At 40.3% G+C, this 18,347-nt stretch carries 21 protein-coding genes; 13 read left to right on the top strand and 8 right to left on the bottom strand.

The genetic code is table 11. The annotated features are described in order from the left end of the window. Positions 1–200: 200 nt before the first annotated feature. The 4 genes from AC1DYB_RS04925 to AC1DYB_RS04910 all read left to right on the top strand — a co-directional run bounded on the left by AC1DYB_RS04925 (position 201) and on the right by AC1DYB_RS04910 (position 2,157). Entirely contained in the window at positions 201–1,397 is a 1,197-nt protein-coding gene (locus tag AC1DYB_RS04925; protein WP_477432969.1) for an MFS transporter, read from the top strand. A 147-nt stretch (positions 1,398–1,544) separates the two neighbouring features. Next, positions 1,545–1,802 (top strand): hypothetical protein, encoded by a 258-nt coding sequence (locus AC1DYB_RS04920; protein ID WP_477391329.1) that lies wholly within the window; start codon positions 1,545–1,547, stop codon positions 1,800–1,802. Between the two features lie 19 nt (positions 1,803–1,821). Then, on the top strand, positions 1,822–1,953 hold the full coding sequence (locus AC1DYB_RS04915) for a hypothetical protein (protein ID WP_295716716.1): 132 nt from the start codon (positions 1,822–1,824) through the stop codon (positions 1,951–1,953). Between the two features lie 36 nt (positions 1,954–1,989). Then, a complete protein-coding gene (locus tag AC1DYB_RS04910; protein WP_477432967.1) occupies positions 1,990–2,157 on the top strand; it encodes a hypothetical protein in 168 nt (55 codons plus the stop codon). Between the two features lie 81 nt (positions 2,158–2,238). On the opposite strand, the gene lpxB is transcribed toward AC1DYB_RS04910, so the two are convergent. The 3 genes from lpxB to surE are packed head-to-tail and all read right to left on the bottom strand — an operon-like array spanning position 2,239 to position 4,407. Further along, positions 2,239–3,351 carry a lipid-A-disaccharide synthase gene (gene lpxB, locus AC1DYB_RS04905; protein WP_477432965.1) on the bottom strand — a complete coding sequence of 371 codons (1,113 nt, stop codon included), beginning with the start codon at positions 3,349–3,351 and terminating at the stop codon, positions 2,239–2,241. After that, on the bottom strand, positions 3,348–3,632 hold the full coding sequence (locus AC1DYB_RS04900) for a stationary phase survival protein SurE (protein ID WP_477432963.1): 285 nt from the start codon (positions 3,630–3,632) through the stop codon (positions 3,348–3,350). Before AC1DYB_RS04900 ends, lpxB begins: the two co-directional genes overlap by 4 nt. Position 3,633: 1 nt before the next feature. Further along, positions 3,634–4,407 (bottom strand): 5'/3'-nucleotidase SurE, encoded by a 774-nt coding sequence (surE, locus tag AC1DYB_RS04895; RefSeq protein WP_477432961.1) that lies wholly within the window; start codon positions 4,405–4,407, stop codon positions 3,634–3,636. A 26-nt stretch (positions 4,408–4,433) separates the two neighbouring features. Here surE and AC1DYB_RS04890 point away from each other — a divergent pair, with 26 nt between their 5' ends. Next, entirely contained in the window at positions 4,434–4,985 is a 552-nt protein-coding gene (locus AC1DYB_RS04890; protein ID WP_477432959.1) for a Uma2 family endonuclease, read from the top strand. Between the two features lie 33 nt (positions 4,986–5,018). Here AC1DYB_RS04890 and AC1DYB_RS04885 read toward each other — a convergent pair whose 3' ends face one another. The 3 genes from AC1DYB_RS04885 to acs all read right to left on the bottom strand — a co-directional run bounded on the left by AC1DYB_RS04885 (position 5,019) and on the right by acs (position 7,895). Further along, entirely contained in the window at positions 5,019–5,204 is a 186-nt protein-coding gene (locus tag AC1DYB_RS04885; RefSeq protein WP_090641334.1) for a CsbD family protein, read from the bottom strand. Positions 5,205–5,345: 141 nt separating this feature from the next. After that, complete coding sequence (locus AC1DYB_RS04880; protein WP_477432957.1) at positions 5,346–5,939, bottom strand: hypothetical protein; 594 nt, start codon at positions 5,937–5,939, stop codon at positions 5,346–5,348. Between the two features lie 54 nt (positions 5,940–5,993). Further along, the gene (gene acs, locus AC1DYB_RS04875) at positions 5,994–7,895 is read right to left on the bottom strand and encodes an acetate--CoA ligase (RefSeq protein ID WP_477432955.1); all 1,902 of its coding nucleotides are present in this window, start codon (positions 7,893–7,895) and stop codon (positions 5,994–5,996) included. 240 nt (positions 7,896–8,135) lie between these two features. Between acs and rpmB the strand changes: the two genes are divergently transcribed. The 7 genes from rpmB (at position 8,136) to AC1DYB_RS04840 (ending at position 14,518) form a co-directional block, all read left to right on the top strand. Further along, entirely contained in the window at positions 8,136–8,369 is a 234-nt protein-coding gene (rpmB, locus tag AC1DYB_RS04870; RefSeq protein ID WP_022830076.1) for a 50S ribosomal protein L28, read from the top strand. Positions 8,370–8,474: 105 nt separating this feature from the next. After that, positions 8,475–8,657: a 50S ribosomal protein L33 gene (gene rpmG / locus AC1DYB_RS04865; protein ID WP_067063463.1), complete on the top strand. Its 183-nt coding sequence runs from the start codon at positions 8,475–8,477 to the stop codon at positions 8,655–8,657. 93 nt (positions 8,658–8,750) lie between these two features. Continuing rightward, complete coding sequence (locus AC1DYB_RS04860) at positions 8,751–8,915, top strand: DUF4295 domain-containing protein (RefSeq protein WP_295716702.1); 165 nt, start codon at positions 8,751–8,753, stop codon at positions 8,913–8,915. A 213-nt stretch (positions 8,916–9,128) separates the two neighbouring features. Beyond that, a complete protein-coding gene (gene ftsY / locus AC1DYB_RS04855; protein WP_477432953.1) occupies positions 9,129–10,094 on the top strand; it encodes a signal recognition particle-docking protein FtsY in 966 nt (321 codons plus the stop codon). Between the two features lie 122 nt (positions 10,095–10,216). After that, complete coding sequence (gene rimO / locus AC1DYB_RS04850) at positions 10,217–11,554, top strand: 30S ribosomal protein S12 methylthiotransferase RimO (protein ID WP_295716700.1); 1,338 nt, start codon at positions 10,217–10,219, stop codon at positions 11,552–11,554. Positions 11,555–11,600: 46 nt separating this feature from the next. Further along, complete coding sequence (gene bshC, locus AC1DYB_RS04845) at positions 11,601–13,193, top strand: bacillithiol biosynthesis cysteine-adding enzyme BshC (RefSeq protein ID WP_477432951.1); 1,593 nt, start codon at positions 11,601–11,603, stop codon at positions 13,191–13,193. A gap of 59 nt (positions 13,194–13,252) precedes the next feature. Beyond that, a complete protein-coding gene (locus AC1DYB_RS04840) occupies positions 13,253–14,518 on the top strand; it encodes an IPT/TIG domain-containing protein (RefSeq protein ID WP_477432949.1) in 1,266 nt (421 codons plus the stop codon). Between the two features lie 62 nt (positions 14,519–14,580). On the opposite strand, the gene AC1DYB_RS04835 is transcribed toward AC1DYB_RS04840, so the two are convergent. Together AC1DYB_RS04835 and AC1DYB_RS04830 are read right to left on the bottom strand one after the other, a co-directional pair. Next, positions 14,581–15,264 carry an oxidoreductase gene (locus tag AC1DYB_RS04835; RefSeq protein ID WP_477432947.1) on the bottom strand — a complete coding sequence of 228 codons (684 nt, stop codon included), beginning with the start codon at positions 15,262–15,264 and terminating at the stop codon, positions 14,581–14,583. A 264-nt stretch (positions 15,265–15,528) separates the two neighbouring features. Then, positions 15,529–17,532: a M1 family metallopeptidase gene (locus AC1DYB_RS04830; RefSeq protein WP_477432945.1), complete on the bottom strand. Its 2,004-nt coding sequence runs from the start codon at positions 17,530–17,532 to the stop codon at positions 15,529–15,531. 436 nt (positions 17,533–17,968) lie between these two features. Here AC1DYB_RS04830 and AC1DYB_RS04825 point away from each other — a divergent pair, with 436 nt between their 5' ends. Beyond that, on the top strand, positions 17,969–18,334 hold the full coding sequence (locus AC1DYB_RS04825; RefSeq protein WP_477432943.1) for a hypothetical protein: 366 nt from the start codon (positions 17,969–17,971) through the stop codon (positions 18,332–18,334). Positions 18,335–18,347: the final 13 nt, after the last annotated feature.

Genomic DNA, 18,347 nt, shown 5'->3' with positions numbered 1-18,347 from the left:
AATCAAACAACATTGATAAAAAATAGAGATAAAATACTTTTTTTAAGAAATATCTGCCAAAAAAAAATCTCTTTTTATCAATATTTAAAACTCATAACGTTTTAAGATATTGTATCATCGCGTATAAAAATTACTTTAAATAAGCATAGTTTAAAAAACGCTTGCGCATTTTTGCAGCGAATTTTATATCTTTTTATACAATGACAGCTACCCAGCAGCTCAAAACGCATCCTCATTTAACGCCGTTCACTTTATGGATCATGACCATCGCTACGGGGTTGGTGGTGGCTAATATTTACTACAATCAGCCACTACTGGCCGATATAGCACACACTTTTAACATCACCGATAAAAAAGCGCAGCAGGTATCCTTCTTTACGCAAATAGGTTATGCAACCGGTTTACTATTCATAATCCCACTTGCAGATATGCTTAAGCGGAAGCGATTAATATTGATTGATTTTATATTGGTAATAATATCATTATTAATAAGCGCGCTGGCGCCTACTGTAACCATATTAACTATAGCCGGGTTCCTGGTTGGTGTATCATCTGTAATACCACAATTATTGATACCCATGGCAGCCCATCTCGCGCAACCACATGAGCGCGGTAAAAAATTAGGGGTTATAATGGGTGGCCTGTTGATAGGCATCTTACTCTCGCGTACGTTAAGCGGTTTTGTAGGCGAACATTTTGGATGGAGAGCCATGTACTATATTGCTACAGGACTTATGCTGGCTATGTGGCTCATGATATTTTTCTTTTTACCCGAGGTTGAGCCCGATTATAAAGGAAATTATAAAAACCTGATGAAATCGCTTGTTCATTTAGTTAAAACTCAGCCAAAGTTAAGGATGGCAGCCTTCCGCGGTGCCTTGTGCTTTGCAGGCTTCAGCGCTTTTTGGACCACGCTTGTTTTTTTACTAAAACAACCACAGTTTAACGAAGGCAGCTCAGTAGCTGGTGCTTTTGGCCTTGTTGGAGCCTTTGGTGCATTAGCCGCGGGCTTAATGGGCAGATTGAGCGACAAAATGAATTCCTATAAACTATCCGGCTATACTTTGTCACTGGTATTGATTTCCTTTATCATCTTTTATTTTTCCAGCCATAGCATAATTGGTTTAATTATCGGGGTTATTGTGTTGGATATGGGTGTGCAGGCAACGCATATATCCAACCAATCAATAATTTTTTCTTTGATACCAGAGGCACGCAACAGATTGAACACGGTGTACATGGTGTCTTATTTTATAGGCGGAGCGTCGGGTACATTTTTGGCCAGCCAGGTATGGAAAAGCTACCAATGGAGTGGCGTATGTGCAATTGGCGCAGCTTTGGCCATTGTTGCCCTGGCAGCACACCTGTTCAGCTATCAAAAAAACGTACGAAATTAAAACAAGTGTTCGGTTATTGAATACCAGGTAAACACATTTAGCCGCCCACAAATATCATTTCACCAAAAAAATTAAATTTTTTTTTGTGATAAAAACCGCTTAAAAACAACCATTTACACGGTATTGTAAAAAAATACTGAGGCTACAATGACTTTTTTTGATCCAGGTTATTTTTTTGGCACAGGATTGGAATACAACCTATCAAATGCAACTGTTATGGAAACTACTAAGAAAACGGTTAAGGAAGAAGAGAAAGAATGGGAAAACCCGGTAGAGCCCGCAAAAACAACAGACCCACGCGATGAGGAGCAAATTTTGAGGCAATACAACGAAGCAAAGCGCCGCAAAAACAACCTTACCGAGAACCAGGAAACTGAAAAGAAAGATTTAGATAAAAGAAATTAAAAGCATAAAAAACTAAACTATGAAAACTAATATAAAACCATCAACCAGCAAATTAGTAGCACGTTTTGATAACGAATTGAAAATAATACTAATGAATGATTTGAAAGCTATTAAAGCTAAATCACCACAGTTGATACCAAGCGCAGCTTAATAAAACCCAACTTACTTACCTATAAAACATCTACCTATGAAAGCCTTTAAAATTACACCATCAACAAGTAAATTAGTTGCCAGATTTGACGATGAATTATTAAACATTTTATTAGAGGATCTGAGAAACTTCAAATTGAGACATCAATTTATAAACAATAACAACAAGCAGGTTGCCGCGCAACAAACACGCAAAGCTGCCTGATCATCATATATACCTACATCTACCTATCTAAAAATAGTACAACACCTATAAAAACGATAAAACCCTGCCAAAAACAGGGTTTTATTTTTTTGAAGCATATTTAAGAATCAAGGCCGCGGTTTTGGCCGAAGCTCCTGGCTGGCCCATTCTGTCATCAAGCTCATCATAATTGAGCAGCATGTTTTCACGGTATGCGCTATCGCCCGTGATTGCTTCAAGCTCGGCAGCTATTTTTAATTCGTTGCAGTCTTCCTGGATAAGTTCTTTTACTATCCCCTTATTTACAATAAGATTAACCAACGATATAAATTTGATTTTCACCAGCATGCGAGCTATGGCTATGGTTAAGGCATTTCCCTTATAAACCACCACCTGCGGTACATTAAACAAAGCGGTTTCCAACGTTGCGGTACCTGATGCTACAATAGCAGCATAAGCGTGGCTTAACAGATCATAAGTAGCATTAAATATTACGGGGATATTTTTATCCTTTACAAACTCACTATAAAAATCAAGCTTAAAGGATGGCGCGCCGGCTATAACAAATTGATAACCCGGAAACTGTTCTGCTACCGCTATCATTTCGGGCAGTAAATAGGTAATCTCCTGCTTGCGGCTGCCTGGCAATAATGCGATGATCTTTTTCCCGGTTAAATGATATTTCTGCAGAAACTCTGGTTCGGGCTTAAATGCTGTTTTAGCATCCAGCAGGGGGTTACCCACATAGTCAACATCCATACCCCATGTTTTGTAAAAGTCAACCTCAAAAGGGAGGATACAAAACAGGTGGTCAACAATTTTCTTGATCTTTAAAACCCGCTTCTGGTTCCAGGCCCATACTTTAGGGGATATGTAATAGTAAACAGGTAGTCCAATAGATTTTGCAAAACCGGCTATCTTCAAATTGAAACCAGGGAAATCTATCAGCACCAATACATCCGGCCCGTAAGCATCGATGTCTTGTTTACATGCTTTTAAATTTTTCATAATGGCGCGCAGGTTAGCTACCACCTCCACAAAACCCATAAAAGCCATATCGGCATAATGCTTTACCAGCGTGCCGCCTTCGGCTTGCATGAGGTCGCCGCCAAAAAACCGAAATTCCGCCAAGGGATCTAACTCTTTTAGCGCCTTCATCAAATTAGCGCCATGTAAATCGCCCGAAGCTTCGCCGGCTACCAGGTAATACTTCATCTGATGGGTTGTAATTTAAGTAAAAAAACTGCCGCCGTGAATATAAACGTCACCAGTATCATACCTGTTCCGGTGTTATCCTGCCCCTGTTTAAAACAATACCTGATCATAAACAAATTCAACGCAATAGCTACCAGGTATGGAATCCCCGGCTTATTAAATATTAAAAAGTTACCTTTTAACAAATACAAAAAAATGAACAGGCTAATGCCCGGCAGTGTTAAACCACCAATTATACCTGCCGCTATACTGTCGGTTTTAAGTATTTTTTTGAACTCCATTTTATACATTAAACTTCCAGTTGTTTAAAAATGGTATAGCATGATGAGCCGTCATATCAAACTGTACAGGCACAACCGACACATAATTATGATCAAGGGCCCAAACATCGGTATCCTCGCCACCATCATTAAGTTGAAAAACGCCGGTAAGCCAGTAATATGGCCGTTTATGCGGATCAACTCTCTCATCAAACTCCTCGGCCCATTTTGCGTTGGCCTGCCTGCAGATCCTAATGCCTTTAATATCGGATGTATTGGGGAAATTTACATTAAGCAGGGTATTGGCCGGCAGGCTATTGGCTAAAACCTGCAGCGCAAGTTCTTTAATGTATTTAACGCAGTGGCTAAAGTCTGCATCAAGGTTATAATCATCCAAAGAAAAACCTATTGACGGAATACTTTCAATTGCACCTTCCACTGCGGCCGACATGGTGCCTGAATACAAAACGTTGATGGAATTATTTAAACCATGATTAATGCCAGATACGCACAGATCGGGCTTCTGCCCCTTAAATATCTTATTAACTGCCAGCTTCACACAATCAACAGGCGTGCCCGAGCAACGGTACATTTCAATGCCCTCATAAATGTCAACCTTATCCAGGCGCAGTGGTTTGCCAATAGTAATAGCATGCCCCATGCCCGATTGCGGACTATCCGGCGCTACCACTACTACCCTGCCAATCTCGCTCATCGCTTCTATCAATACCTTAATACCAGGAGCAGTTATGCCGTCGTCATTTACAACAAGAATATTGGGTTTCGCTGTTTTCATTGTGCGAAATTAGTTATATTTGATTTATGCTGACTGCTGATAAGGAAAAGAAATACACCGTTGATGATTATTTGCTGCTGGAAGAAGGTGCACCTTTTCAGCTGATAAACTATGATTTAATTATGTCGCCATCACCATCCGCCTTTCACCAATTAATATCCGGTAAAATATATTTATCAATCCTGCTTTTTTTAGAAAAATCAGCCAACAACGGAATACTTATGTATTCGCCAATAGATGTACATTTTGATGATGGAAATGTACTACAACCTGATCTTATTTACATTTCAGAAGAACGAAAGGATATCATTAAAACATTTGTTGAAGCTGCACCAGATTTAGTGATTGAAATACTTTCACCATCAAATGCCTATTACGATTTGAGGCAAAAAAAAGATGTTTATGAAAAATACGGCGTTAAAGAATATATTATTATTGACCCGGTACAGGAAAATGCAGATTTGTATGCTTTAAAAGATGGAGCCTATTATTTACATCAAAAAGCGCAGAAGACCGAAATACTAAATTCTTTATTGTTACCGGGATTCGGCCTTGAACTTTCAAAGCTTTTCAAATAAAAAAGGCCCCGTTGCAGGAGCCTTTTCTAAATGTTATAAACTGTTAATCCACTTCACCAGTTCATCCCGGGTTTTACCCGTTTTTTGCTGAAGTTTCCCTAATGTTTCATCGTCTTTACCCTCTTCGTAGGTAAGGTCATCATCGGTAAGGTCGCCGTAAGCTTGTTTAATCTTGCCTTTTAACTCATTCCAGCCGCCTTTTATTTGTAGCTTATCCATAATGTTTTTTATTTAGATGTATTGTTATAACATCCCGGAAATGATATGGTTTGTTGAAAGAGTCAAGAGATTAGAATCAAGAGTTAAGACTTATTAATTGGAACTGGGCAATAAATAGAATCCGGCCTTGATTCTCCTGAATTAGTCCTTCACAAACTGCTTCAATACCTTACGCTCAAAATTACTTGACGGCCAAAGCTCTATTTTATAGTGATCTGTCCCTTCATCTGCTTCGGAATTAATGTTTTTGAGATCATAGGAATAGACCCTTACACGATAATATCCTGGCGTAACGATGGCCTTTAACTGAATTTTATGATCTGGAAAATCAAGCACCTCCAATATTCCTGAACTAATTCTAACTCCGGCCTCCACCACATGATCGTATTTTTTAAAATCTTTTTCCCCGCTTGCAGCATCTAATATGTTAAGCTCAGCCTTTACGTGGCCAAAGCTTTCAATACTAATTCCAACAATATCTTTATCCTTTGCTGTTGCCAATCTATCGGCATAAGCTGCGGGAGTCCAAAAACTGGCATCGCCCGTTTCGCCGGTAAAGTCAGAATCGCAGAGGTAAAATTGATTTTCTGAAGTAAAAAAGTCGAGCTTGTATCTCGCAGATGGCCGATTTTTAAAGGAAAAAAGAAAGCTGGAGCAAAGAACAAGGATAAAAAAAACAGAGAAAAAAGACAAGGAACCTATTTTTACTATGTCCTTGCTCCTCATTTTCTGCATCTGTTTTATTATTCAATAATTGATCTTTGCTCCTTTATCCAAATATCTTTATTCCTACAAAGCTCCTGCCTTGATCTCTTCAACAACAGCCGGGTCAAGCAGTGTACTGGTATCACCAAGGTTACTGGTTTCGCCCTCGGCTATCTTACGTAAAATGCGGCGCATAATTTTGCCCGATCGCGTTTTGGGCAGTCCGCTTACAAACTGAATCTTATCCGGCTTGGCAATTGCACCTATTATCCTGGCCACTGTCATGATAATATCTTTACGTGCAAGCTCTGCATCACCGTGCTGATTTGGACATACCACAAAGGCATAAACGCCCTGCCCCTTTATATCATGCGGGTAACCAACAACTGCCGATTCAACCACACTGCTGTGCATATTGATAGCGTTCTCTACCTCTGCAGTTCCAATACGGTGACCAGATACATTGAGCACATCATCAACACGACCGGTGATGCGGTAATAACCATCTTCATCGCGCAGGCAGCCGTCGCCAGTGAAATATAAATTTTCATAAGTGGCAAAATAGGTAGTGCGGCAGCGTTCATGATCACCATAAGTGGTACGCAGCATACCCGGCCACGGAAACTTGATACAAAGATTTCCGCTTACGCCATTACCCTCAATTACTTTTCCATTTTCATCAACCAATACAGGCTGTACACCCGGTAAAGGCAAAGTTGCATAACCGGGTTTAGTAGGTGTAACGTTACAAATAGGCGATATCATTAAACCGCCATTTTCCGTTTGCCACCAGGTATCAGCAATAGGGCATTTGCCATGGCCTATTTTTTCATCGTACCAATGCCAGGCCTCTTCATTAATAGGCTCCCCTACAGAACCCAGCTTGGTAAGCGAACTCAAGTCCTTACCTTTTAATGGCTCATCGCCAAAGCTCATCAATGAGCGAATAGCTGTTGGCGCCGTATATAATATATTTACCTTGTACTTATCTACAATATCCCAAAATCTGCCAGCATCCGGATAGGTGGGTACTCCTTCAAACATTAATGTAGTTGCTCCCTGCGATAGCGGACCATATACAATATATGAGTGCCCTGTGATCCATCCAATATCGGCGGTACAAAAATATACCTCGCCCTGGTTATATTGAAACACGTTAGCAAAAGTATAGCCGGTATAAACCATGTAGCCACCGGTGGTATGCACTACGCCTTTAGGCTTACCTGTTGAGCCTGATGTATATAATATGAACAACATATCCTCGGCATCCATTTGCTCGGCAGGGCATTCGGGATTACCTTGTGTTTCAACTTTTTTAACTTCATCTTCCCACCAAACATCGCGCCCCTTTATCATAGAAACCGGTGTACGGCTCCTGGTTAAAACAATTACCCGCTTAACAGATTTACACTGAACCAGCGCATCATCTATCACCGTTTTTAAAGGAATAGGTTTATTAGCCCTAAAGCCGCCATCGGCAGTTATTACAATATTACATTCTGCATCATTTATTCTATCGGCAATTGACTGCGCCGAAAAGCCACCAAATACAACCGAATGAATTGCGCCTATACGGGCACACGCTAAAACAGCTATGGCCAGTTCAGGTATCATCGGCATATATATACAAATACGATCGCCCTTTTTTGCCCCGTTATTTTTTAACACAGTGGCAAACTGACAAACCTTATCATGCAGCTGGCGATAAGTTAATATGCGGTGATCTTCCTGCGGATCATTTGGCTCCCATATAATGGCAGGTTTATCTCCAATAGTTTCCAGGTGACGATCCAGGCAATTTTCGGTAATATTGAGTTTTGCCCCCTGGAACCATTTAATCTTTGGGTCTTTAAAGTTCCAGTCAAGCACCTTATCCCATTTCTTTTGCCATAAAAAATTTTCGGCAATACCGGCCCAGAACTGTTCAGGCTGTTCAACACTTTGTTGGTAAACCTGCTTATACTCTTCAAATGATGTAATCTTCATAGCATTTATAATGGTGGGCGTAAATTAGCAATTTCTGTGTTATGTACATATTAAAAACACCACTTATTAAATAATTTTAAAAAGAAACAATATCCAATAACAAACAGCCTGAAATAAAGGCAAATGTTGGCTTTTAAAAATTATTTAACAATTTTTGAAAACGCTATTGAATATTCGATTAAAAAGTCTGATATTTGCAAACTCTTTTGAATAAAGGGTTGATAATTAAAAATATTTGTCATGTCAAGAATTTGTGATCTAACAGGAAAAGGATCTATTGTAGGTAATAACGTTTCAAACTCAAACGTTAAAACAAAACGTAGATTTCATCCAAACTTAAAACTTAAGAAGTTTTATATCCCTGAAGAAGATAAATGGATTACCTTAAAGGTATCTACATCTGCTGTTAAAACTATCAGCAAAAACGGCATTACTGCCTGTATCAATAAATTTGTTAAAAAGGGATACATTTAGTAGGTATTACGTTAACGCCTCATGTTTAACATAGGTATTAAACGCAATATATAATTTAAAAAATTACGTAAGCCGGGATGGTGATGCGTACAACATAAAAAGAAAATGGCAAAAAAAGGCAACAGGGTTCAGGTAATTTTAGAGTGTACTGAACACAAAACAAGCGGTATGCCAGGCATGTCTCGCTATATTACCACTAAGAACAAGAAAAATACAACTGAAAGACTGGAAATGAAAAAATTCAACCCGGTTTTAAGGAAAGTAACAGTTCATAAAGAAATTAAGTAATTGGTTGATTAAGTTAATGGTTGAATAGGTTTAGATCTCCCCCAACGGTTAACTCACTAATTCAATGATTCACTAATTCAATAATTAAAAGAAATGGCAAAGAAAGTAGTTGCAACGCTAAAAGTAGCAGGTAAAGGCAAAGAATATTCAAAAGTTATTACAATGAACAAATCACCAAAAACTGGTGCTTATTCATTCAGAACCCAAATTGTCCCTAACGATTTTGTTAAGGATGCAATTGCAGGTAAAACTATATAATACCTTTTGATTAAAATATTGAAGCCGTCTTGTTTTTACGAGAGGGCTTTTTTTGTTGATGTGTATGCATCAGATACGCAGATTAAAGTAATTATATTGATCTGACATCTGTTAACTATCATTTAGGCATATTTGCATTGCTAAATTTAACATCAAAAAATACGCACATTATAAATCTGCACTTCTGCACATCTAAAATCTGCACATCTAACTATGGGATTATTTGATTTTTTTAAGAAAAAGGAAAATACACAGCAGGAGCAACAAGCCCTTGATACCAGTTTAGAAAAAACCAAGGATAACTTTTTTTCAAAGATCACCAAGGTTATTGCCGGTAAATCAACCGTTGATGATGATGTGCTGGACGAGCTGGAAGAAGTACTGGTTACCTCTGATGTTGGTGTTAGCACCACCCTCAAGATCATCGGCCGTATCCAGGAACGTGTTGCCCGCGATAAATACGTTGGCACCAGCGAACTTAATGTGCTGTTGAAAGATGAGATCCAAAAATTACTGGCCGAAAATAACAGCAACGATTTTCGCAATTTTGAGTATGGCGATCATAAGCCCTATGTAATCATGGTTGTGGGCGTTAATGGCGTGGGTAAAACTACCACTATTGGTAAACTGGCCCATAAGCTTAAACAAGCCGGTAACAAGGTAGTACTCGGCGCTGCCGATACCTTCCGTGCAGCAGCGGTTGATCAGTTGCAGCTTTGGGGTAAACGTGTTGATGTAAAAGTTGTAGCCCAGCCAATGGGATCAGATCCTGCTTCGGTTGCCTATGATACCTTACGCTCGGCAGTTGCCAATGGCGATGACGTAGCTATTATTGATACTGCCGGCAGATTACATAATAAAGTAGGCCTGATGAATGAGCTTACTAAAATAAAAAATGTGATGCAAAAGGTGATCCCTGGTGCACCCCATGAAATATTATTGGTACTGGATGCATCAACCGGGCAAAATGCCATTGAACAATGCAAACAGTTTACCGAAGCTACCAAGGTTAACGCCCTGGCCCTAACCAAGCTTGATGGTACAGCAAAAGGTGGTGTAGTAATAGGGATCTCGGATCAGTTTAAGATCCCTGTAAAATATATCGGCGTTGGCGAAGGTGTTGAACACTTGCAGTTATTTGACAGGCAAGCTTTCGTAGATAGCTTATTTAAGCAATAAAATTATCTCATTGCGGGGAGGAACGACGAAGCAATCTCCTCTCTTGCAATTCAATCCTGTATAGTTCGCGATTGCTTCGTTCCTCGCAATGACAATTTTCTCATTGCAATGATTAGTGTGTTATGAAGACAAAAGAAATTTCCCGCCCGATAGCAAAACCAGTTAAACAACGCGTTAACGTGGTTACTTTGGGCTGCTCAAAAAATATATATGATTCCGAGATCCTGATGGGTCAGTTAAAAGGCAATCAATTTGATGTGGTGCATGAGGCCGAGAAAGTGGGCAAAAATGATATCATCGTTATTAATACCTGCGGCTTTATTGATAACGCCAAGCAGGAATCAATAGATACCATATTACAATACAGCGAACTAAAACAACAAGGCAAGGTTGGCAAAGTGATAGTTACCGGCTGTCTTAGCGAACGTTACAAACCTGAGCTGGAAGCCGAGATCACCAACGTTGATGCCTACTTTGGTACCAATGACCTGCAGAATTTATTAGCATCTGTAGGCGCCGACTATAAACATGAGCTTATTGGCGAGCGCCTGCTTACCACACCATCTCACTTTGCCTATTTTAAAATTGCCGAGGGCTGTAACCGTCCATGCTCTTTTTGCGCTATCCCGTTGATGCGTGGAAAACACCTGAGCACTCCTATTGACCAATTGGTTAAGGATGCGCAGAACCTGGTTAAAAACGGCACAAAAGAACTGATATTAATTGCACAGGACTTAACCTATTATGGGCTTGACCTGTATGGCAAACGTAACCTGGATGAGTTACTTCGCCGCCTGAGTGATGTTAATGGTGTTGAATGGATCAGGTTGCAATACGCCTACCCTTCCGGTTTCCCGATGGAAGTGCTGGATGTGATGAATGAGCGTGATAACATTTGCAAGTACATGGATATGCCTTTACAGCACATCAGTGATGATATGCTGAAATCAATGCGCCGTGGTATCACCAAACAAAAAACTATTGATCTGGTGAACCAGATTCGCGATAAGGTACCGGGCATTGCTATGCGTACCACCTTAATCACCGGTTACCCCGGCGAAACTCAAGAGCATTTTGAAGAAATGGCTCAATGGGTTGAAGATACCAAGTTTGATCGTTTAGGTTGTTTCACTTACTCGCACGAAGAAAAAACACATGCCCACTCTTTGGTTGACGATGTGCCTGATGAAGTAAAACAGGAGCGTGCAGATGCCATCATGGAAATTCAGCAGGGAATTTCATTTGATAAGAACCAGGAAAAAATTGGCCAAACATTTAAAGTATTGATCGATAAAAAAGACGGGGATTATTTTGTTGGCCGTACAGAATTTGATTCGCCAGAAGTTGATAACGAGGTTTTAATTGATGCCAGCATTGACTATGCTACAGTAGGTGGCTTTGTTAACGTGAAGATTGACAGCGCCGAAGACTTTGACCTTTATGGACAAATTGTAAAATAATGTTAATTTGCGGCGCATTACCAGTAATGATTTTACATTTGGATTAATGGAAGCCTCCTGTATAAGTTATAAAGAAACCGGATTTTTTTCGCCCACAGTTATTGATTATATCGGGAACCGGGCCGATCTTCAACCGTTTTATGGCTACCGGCCCGATATGGCCGGCTTTGCCGAACTGTTGAAAAACAAAAAAGCAATTGCCGATCGTGAGATATTGTTTCGCGTGCTATCAAAACAGTACGCGCATAATGAACCGTATCCATCGGTAGTAAAACATAACCTTGATCTGCTTAAAGAAGATAGTACTTATACTATCACCACCGGGCACCAGCTTAATATTTTTGCAGGTCCGCTATATTTCCTTTACAAAATTGCTACCGCTATTAAACTGGCACAGCAGTTAAAAGCCGCCCATCCCGATAAAAATTTTGTACCCGTTTACTGGATGGCCAGTGAAGACCATGACTTTGCCGAGATCAACTATACCAACATTGGCGGCAAAAAAGTGCATTGGTGGTACGAGGCCTCGGGCGCTACAGGGCGCATAAACCCCGATACCATGCGCCAGGCTCTTAACCAGTACAAAGGAGTATTGGGCATGGAGGGCCATGCCACAGAAGTCGCAGAAATTGTAGAAACCGCATATACAAAATTTGATAAGCTGGCCGATGCCACCCGTTATTTGGTAAATGCCCTATTTGGCCAATATGGCTTGGTCATTATTGATGCCGACGATCACGAGTTTAAGAAGCAGTTTGCCCCTATTATGGAGCAGGATATCATTAACCAAAACAGCTTTAAAAATATATCCTCCACCAATGAGCAATTGCAAAAGCTGGGGGTACATATCCAGGTTAATCCGCGCGAGATCAACTTTTTTTACCTTAAAGATAACCTGCGCGAACGTGTAGTGTTTGAACAGGAAAGCTACCAGGTAATGAATACCGAAATTAGCTTTACCGAAGCGCAGCTGAAAGAAGAAATTGCCAATTACCCGGAGCGCTTTAGCCCAAATGTAGTGATGCGCCCTCTTTACCAGGAATGCATTTTACCAAACATTGCTTACATAGGTGGCGGTGCCGAAGTGGTTTACTGGCTGGAATTAAAATCAAACTTTGATTTTTATAAGGTAGATTTCCCAATACTGATCCTGCGTAATTCTGCATTAGTGGTTCGTAAAGAGCAAGCTGCCAAAATTGAGCGCATGGATCTGGATACAGCAGCCCTGTTTAAACAAGATGATGAGCTTAAAACCGATTGGATAAAAAAACACAGCAACCATAACCTGAGTTTGGAAGGTGAATGGCGTGAAATGGCTTCAATTTTTGAGAAAATCAAGCTTAGGTCATATAAAATAGACCCTACCCTATCGCCATCTGCATCGGCTGTACAGGCAAGGCTCAAGCACGCTGTTGATAACCTGGAAAAGAAATTAATAAAAGCCGAGAAACGTAATTACGAGGTTAGGCTGGAGCAATTATCAGCCGTAAAAGCCGAGCTATTCCCCAAAGACAGCCTACAGGAACGTACAGAAAATTTTGGATTGATGTATGTAAAATGGGGACGATCGTTTATCGACGAACTCATCCGCCACTTTGAGCCACTTGATTTTGAGTTTACCGTGCTGACGGAGGAATAAAACAGTGCAGTAATGTTATTTACTTTTATTATTATTGTGTCAATAATAATAAAACTGATTTGAAAAACCTTATCGCATTTAAGACATTTAAAGCATTTGCAATTCTTTTTGCCGTGGTTGGCATATTTTTGGCATGTTCTAAAAGTAAAACAGAACCAACTCCACCGACGCCCAAACCCTCGCTTGCAATAACTTCAATTAATGTAGCAGAGGGGCCTTATAACACCGTTGTAGAGATTACCGGAACTGCATTCAGCTCCACAATCAGCGAAAATAAAGTAACTTTTAATGATAAAGAAGCCACTGTTAGCATGGCAACTGCTACCAAATTAACTGTGAAGGTGCCGCTTGGTGCAGGCACGGGTATAATTAAAATAGTTGTAAACGGAAATACAGTTACCGGCCCATTATTTACCTACCAGTTATCTATAGTTACAAGCATTTTTGCCGGCAGTGGCACATCGGGATCAAAAGACGACAGCGGCTCAAATGCAAGTTTTAATCATCCCACCGGTGTTACTACCGATGCTGACGGCAATGTATACGTAGCTGATCAGGGCAATAATAAGATCAGAAAAATAGATGTAAATGGGTTGGTTACCACCTTTGCCGGAACCGGTGCAGCCGGTTTTGTTAACGGGAATAATGCATGTTTTAATACCCCTACCGGGCTCACAGCCGATAAAGTTGGCAATATATATGTAGCAGATGAAATCAATCATGTTATCCGCAAAATAACGACTTCGCGTGAAGTAAGCACATTCTCTGGAGATGGCGTTTATGGCTTGGACAACGGGCCGTCCATTAGCGCGCATTTCAAAAACCCAACGGGTATAACGATAGACGGAAGTGGCAACTTTTACGTGGCCGATCCTCAAAACAACATCATCAGAAAAATTGACAATACCGGTGAGGTAAGCACTTTTGCAGGTAACGCAGCATACGATTTAAAAGATGGATTAGGCAATGCCGCCAGCTTTAACTTACCGGTGAGTGTTACTGTTGATAAAAATGGCAACATCTACGTAGCTGATGTATTAAACTACCGGGTAAGAAAAATTACGTCTGGCGGAGTGGTTTCAACAATAACTACCACAGGTGCATTCACTACCCAATTTGACGGTATTGATGCGGTTGCTGCCGATTTTAATGGGAATGTTTATATAAGCGCTAAAACTCAACTTATAAAACTAAGCAGCTCAAATGTAACATCAATTGTAGCTACCAATTTAAAGGATGCGCAGGGAATAGCCGTTGATAAAAATGGCAATATTTATATTGCAGATACAGGCAATAATATTATCCGAAAAATATCAATGCAGTAAATACAAATAAAGAGGCCGTACCATTGATAAGGCAGGACGGTCTTTATTTCAATTTCACATCGTTATTGCCCTTCCGGGAAATCAGCACATGTAGTTGTTTCCTCCCAGGCATCAAAATCTCTTTTAAGCAATTCCAATTTGTTACGGGCGCCTTTTAAAGCAGCCTTACCCAAGAGCAAACGCAGTGGAGGGTTGTCGCTTTCTACAGCCTTGATAATAGCTTTAGCCGCGCGTTGTGGGTCGCCGGGTTGTTTACCGCTATAGCCGCGGATGGTATCCCTATTCGCCCCGGCAGATTCTTTGTAATCATCAATCACAATTTTACTGTTATTAGCAGACCGGCCAGCCCAGTCGGTACGGAAGCCACTCGGGACAATTACGGTGACCTTAATACCTAAATGGGCGGTTTCTTTAGATAATGACTCGGAATAACCATCCACCGCAAACTTAGTAGCGTTATAAAAGCCAACCGCCGGGAAGCCAACCAGTCCTCCAATAGATGCCACATTTAAGATATGCCCACTATGCTGTGCACGCATCAATGGTAAAACGGCCCTGATCATAGCCGCCAATCCCCCAAAATTAATCTCGAACATGCGGCGTACTTCATCCTCTTCGCTTTCTTCAATTGCGCCAAAATAACCGATGCCGGCATTGTTAACCAACACATCTATTTTACCAAACTTATCTTTAATTTCTTTTACAGCCGATGATACTTCGTCTGTTTTGGTAACATCCAGTTTCAAGGCAATAGCTGTATCCGGATAATTGTCAACAATATCTTTTACGTCAGCGGTACTGCGCGAGGCACGCCGACCTTATACCCCGATTTTAAAACAAGCTGCGCCAGTTCGCGGCCAAAACCGGTAGAGCAACCTGTTATTAACCATACTTTATCTTTCATAAATAGAAGTTTTATTATTTAAAAAAAACGGTTTAGCGTTAAATTGTTTGTCAACGTAAACTCATTTCAACAAAAAACCCGGCGTTCACCGGGTTTTTGTATTTCATTATTTCTTTGTCCAAACGTTATTGTCCGGGTTGTAATCCGGTAATACTTTGTCCGGGTCATAGGTAACAGATTCAATTTCTTCTGTTGATGGATATTTGAATGTCCAGGTAGCATTACGTTCCCAAACTTCAACAGGTAATTTCATCCTGTCTGTTTTACCGCTTTTGGTTTTTATTTCCAATATAACCGGCATAGCCATTTTTCCAAGGTTATCAATAGTGATCATAGCGCCTTTTGAAGCGTCGTTATCAACATATTTAACATCACTTACGGCAACATCCAAACGCCAGTCATTCTGGAACCATCCCCTCCAAAACCATTGTAAACTTTCGCCAGAGGCATTTTCAATAGTACGGAAGAAATCATCTGGTGTTGGATGTTTAAATGCCCAACGGTTGATGTAAGTTTTAAAAGCAAAATCAAAACGCTCAGCGCCTAAGATCTGCTCGCGAAGCAAAACAAGACCAGCACTTGGTTTTGAATATAACAAAGTACCTGTATTTTTTTCTTTAAGATTGGCTGGCTGGCTCATCATTGGCTCAAGATCAGGTCTTGTAAAATTAGCGCCAATTTTGTGCATATCACCAGGTTTACGGTTGTACTCGCCGTTATTAAAATCAGCTGTTGAAAGTGTATTGATAAAAGTGTTAAAACCTTCATCCATCCAGCCATATAAACGCTCATTTGATCCCACGATCATCGGGAACCAGGTATGACCAAACTCATGGTCGTTAACACCCCACAAACCACCTTTTTTTGCTTTGTATCCGCAAAAAACAATACCAGGGTATTCCATACCACCAACTATACCGGCAACGGCTGTAGCAGCAGGGTAAGGAAACTCAAACCATTTTGATGAATTGTACTCAATTGATTTTTTAACATACTCGGTTGAACGTGCCCAGGCATCGGTACCATCACTTTCAATAGGGTAAGCAGAAATAGCGATTGATTTTTTACCGCTTGGCAAATCCATCTTGGCTGCATCAACAATAAATGCTGCAGATGAAGCCCAGGAAGCGTCCCTTGCATTTTTAATTTTAAAGTGCCAGGTAAGGGTAGATTTACCTGCCGGGCGCGATGAAGCTTCCGTAACCTCAGCTGCAGAGCGGATCACTACTGTTTTTTCGCTTTGCGCGGCCTGTGCCCAACGTTTTTGCTGTTGTGGAGTATATACTTCTGTTGGATTCAGTAACTCGCCAGATGCCACTACAATATGATTTGACGGTGCAGTGATGCTTAAGTCAAAATCACCATACTCCAGGTAAAATTCACCCGGACCGGTATATGGCTGCGTGTTCCATCCTAATATCTCGTCATACACACACATGCGTGGGTACCATTGTGCAACGGTATAGATCTTTCCATTTTTAGAAGCTTTATCATCAAGGTAACCCATACGGTCTGATCCGTAATTTGGAGATACAAATGAGTACTCAATTTTTAGTTTTGCAACGCCTCCGTTAGCAGTTACCTGTTTAGGCAAAAAAACCTGCATACGGGTATCGCTAATCAAAAATTTAATATCGGTCGAAATGCCTTTGGCATCTACGTATTTTACAGATTTAATTTTATAACCTGCCTCAAACGCTTCGCCACGGCCCCAATTACGGCTACCTGTAGGTGGTACTATCGCGGTACCGCGTGAATCTAACTTAAACAGATTTTGATCAAGCTGCATCCACAAAAAGCCCAGGTTTTGCGGACTGTTATTGGTATACGTTAAAACTTCCGATCCGGTAATTTCATTACTTTGATCATTCAAGGTAGCGGCTAAAGTATAATCAGCACGGTTTTGCCAGTATTTAGGGCCCGGCTGGCCATCGGCCGCCCGGAACTCTGTACCATTTTTAGTGTAGAAAGGGGGGCCGAAAGTTTCGTGATAATTGTAATCAGAAGCCGGGGAGGTTGTTGGTGCTGGAGTTGCGGTTTGCTGCGCGTTACCTGCCGTAAATGCAAGCACACAGGCCATGCTTAAACCGGCCATCAGTTTTAAATTCATTTCAGTCAATTTTTTAGAATACAAAGCAAGTATACTAAAAAAACCGTTTTTACTACCCTAGTAAAATGATTGTTACGCGAATATTAAGGATCGAGTTAATGATTTATTGAATTATTGATTTACTTTATAATAACCTACTAATCAGATAGATTTAATTGATTGATAAATTGGCAGCCATGTTGGCCATACCTAAAAAGAGAGAATTTACCTTGCTTTTTTACCCGTACCGATGATGTACCTTTCATACATCTTTTACTATCCTTTGGCTACCTTTAGCAATACCTTTGAAACACTTTTCATGCACCTTTGATGTCCGGTAAAAATATTACAAATGACCTATTGATCAGGCAGATTTGATTACTTCCCATACCATTAAATAAAAACCCATCCATATATTTGAGCGTCCGTTAAATTTTATCTAAATGTGCGATGGAAAATGAGCAAAATGCAATCCGACAGTAATTTTGAAAAAGTCAGCTTTCGGATAACCCCAATCTATACTTTGTTCGGTCGCAAAAACATATATTCTCTGGAAGATATGACATATGGGGAATTTGTCGTTTTCGAAAACAACCACCCTAAATATTATTTAAATTGTTTTGATAAACAATACGAACCATTTATCGAGCGAATCCCTAAACAGAAAGGAGGCATTTCTAATTTCCTAAACAAAAAATGCAGAAAGCTGAAAAATGGATTGAATATGCCGCCACATTTTTGGGGAATACGTTTTGACAGCAGGTCCTATGCTCAAACTTTAAATTTAGAAAAATTGCCAGTTGTATTCTTTGAGGATCTGTAATCGTCAGCCTAGC

It is taken from the genome of Mucilaginibacter sp. P2_A4 (assembly GCF_056405015.1).
This window is presented reverse-complemented; position numbering and strand designations above follow the sequence as displayed.

Excerpts from the sequence above, each read along its gene's own strand:
- ftsY (WP_477432953.1), top strand. The coding sequence starts at position 9,129 with ATGGGATTATTTGATTTTTTTAAGAAAAAGGAAAATACACAGCAGGAG.
- AC1DYB_RS04880 (WP_477432957.1), bottom strand. The coding sequence starts at position 5,939 with ATGCAGAAAATGAGGAGCAAGGACATAGTAAAAATAGGTTCCTTGTCT.
- AC1DYB_RS04825 (WP_477432943.1), top strand. The coding sequence starts at position 17,969 with ATGAGCAAAATGCAATCCGACAGTAATTTTGAAAAAGTCAGCTTTCGG.
- bshC (WP_477432951.1), top strand. The coding sequence starts at position 11,601 with ATGGAAGCCTCCTGTATAAGTTATAAAGAAACCGGATTTTTTTCGCCC.
- acs (WP_477432955.1), bottom strand. The coding sequence starts at position 7,895 with ATGAAGATTACATCATTTGAAGAGTATAAGCAGGTTTACCAACAAAGT.
- lpxB (WP_477432965.1), bottom strand. The coding sequence starts at position 3,351 with ATGAAGTATTACCTGGTAGCCGGCGAAGCTTCGGGCGATTTACATGGC.
- surE (WP_477432961.1), bottom strand. The coding sequence starts at position 4,407 with ATGAAAACAGCGAAACCCAATATTCTTGTTGTAAATGACGACGGCATA.
- rpmB (WP_022830076.1), top strand. The coding sequence starts at position 8,136 with ATGTCAAGAATTTGTGATCTAACAGGAAAAGGATCTATTGTAGGTAAT.
- AC1DYB_RS04830 (WP_477432945.1), bottom strand. The coding sequence starts at position 17,532 with ATGAATTTAAAACTGATGGCCGGTTTAAGCATGGCCTGTGTGCTTGCA.
- rpmG (WP_067063463.1), top strand. The coding sequence starts at position 8,475 with ATGGCAAAAAAAGGCAACAGGGTTCAGGTAATTTTAGAGTGTACTGAA.
- AC1DYB_RS04860 (WP_295716702.1), top strand. The coding sequence starts at position 8,751 with ATGGCAAAGAAAGTAGTTGCAACGCTAAAAGTAGCAGGTAAAGGCAAA.
- AC1DYB_RS04920 (WP_477391329.1), top strand. The coding sequence starts at position 1,545 with ATGACTTTTTTTGATCCAGGTTATTTTTTTGGCACAGGATTGGAATAC.
- AC1DYB_RS04885 (WP_090641334.1), bottom strand. The coding sequence starts at position 5,204 with ATGGATAAGCTACAAATAAAAGGCGGCTGGAATGAGTTAAAAGGCAAG.
- rimO (WP_295716700.1), top strand. The coding sequence starts at position 10,217 with ATGAAGACAAAAGAAATTTCCCGCCCGATAGCAAAACCAGTTAAACAA.
- AC1DYB_RS04915 (WP_295716716.1), top strand. The coding sequence starts at position 1,822 with ATGAAAACTAATATAAAACCATCAACCAGCAAATTAGTAGCACGTTTT.
- AC1DYB_RS04925 (WP_477432969.1), top strand. The coding sequence starts at position 201 with ATGACAGCTACCCAGCAGCTCAAAACGCATCCTCATTTAACGCCGTTC.
- AC1DYB_RS04890 (WP_477432959.1), top strand. The coding sequence starts at position 4,434 with ATGCTGACTGCTGATAAGGAAAAGAAATACACCGTTGATGATTATTTG.
- AC1DYB_RS04900 (WP_477432963.1), bottom strand. The coding sequence starts at position 3,632 with ATGGAGTTCAAAAAAATACTTAAAACCGACAGTATAGCGGCAGGTATA.
- AC1DYB_RS04910 (WP_477432967.1), top strand. The coding sequence starts at position 1,990 with ATGAAAGCCTTTAAAATTACACCATCAACAAGTAAATTAGTTGCCAGA.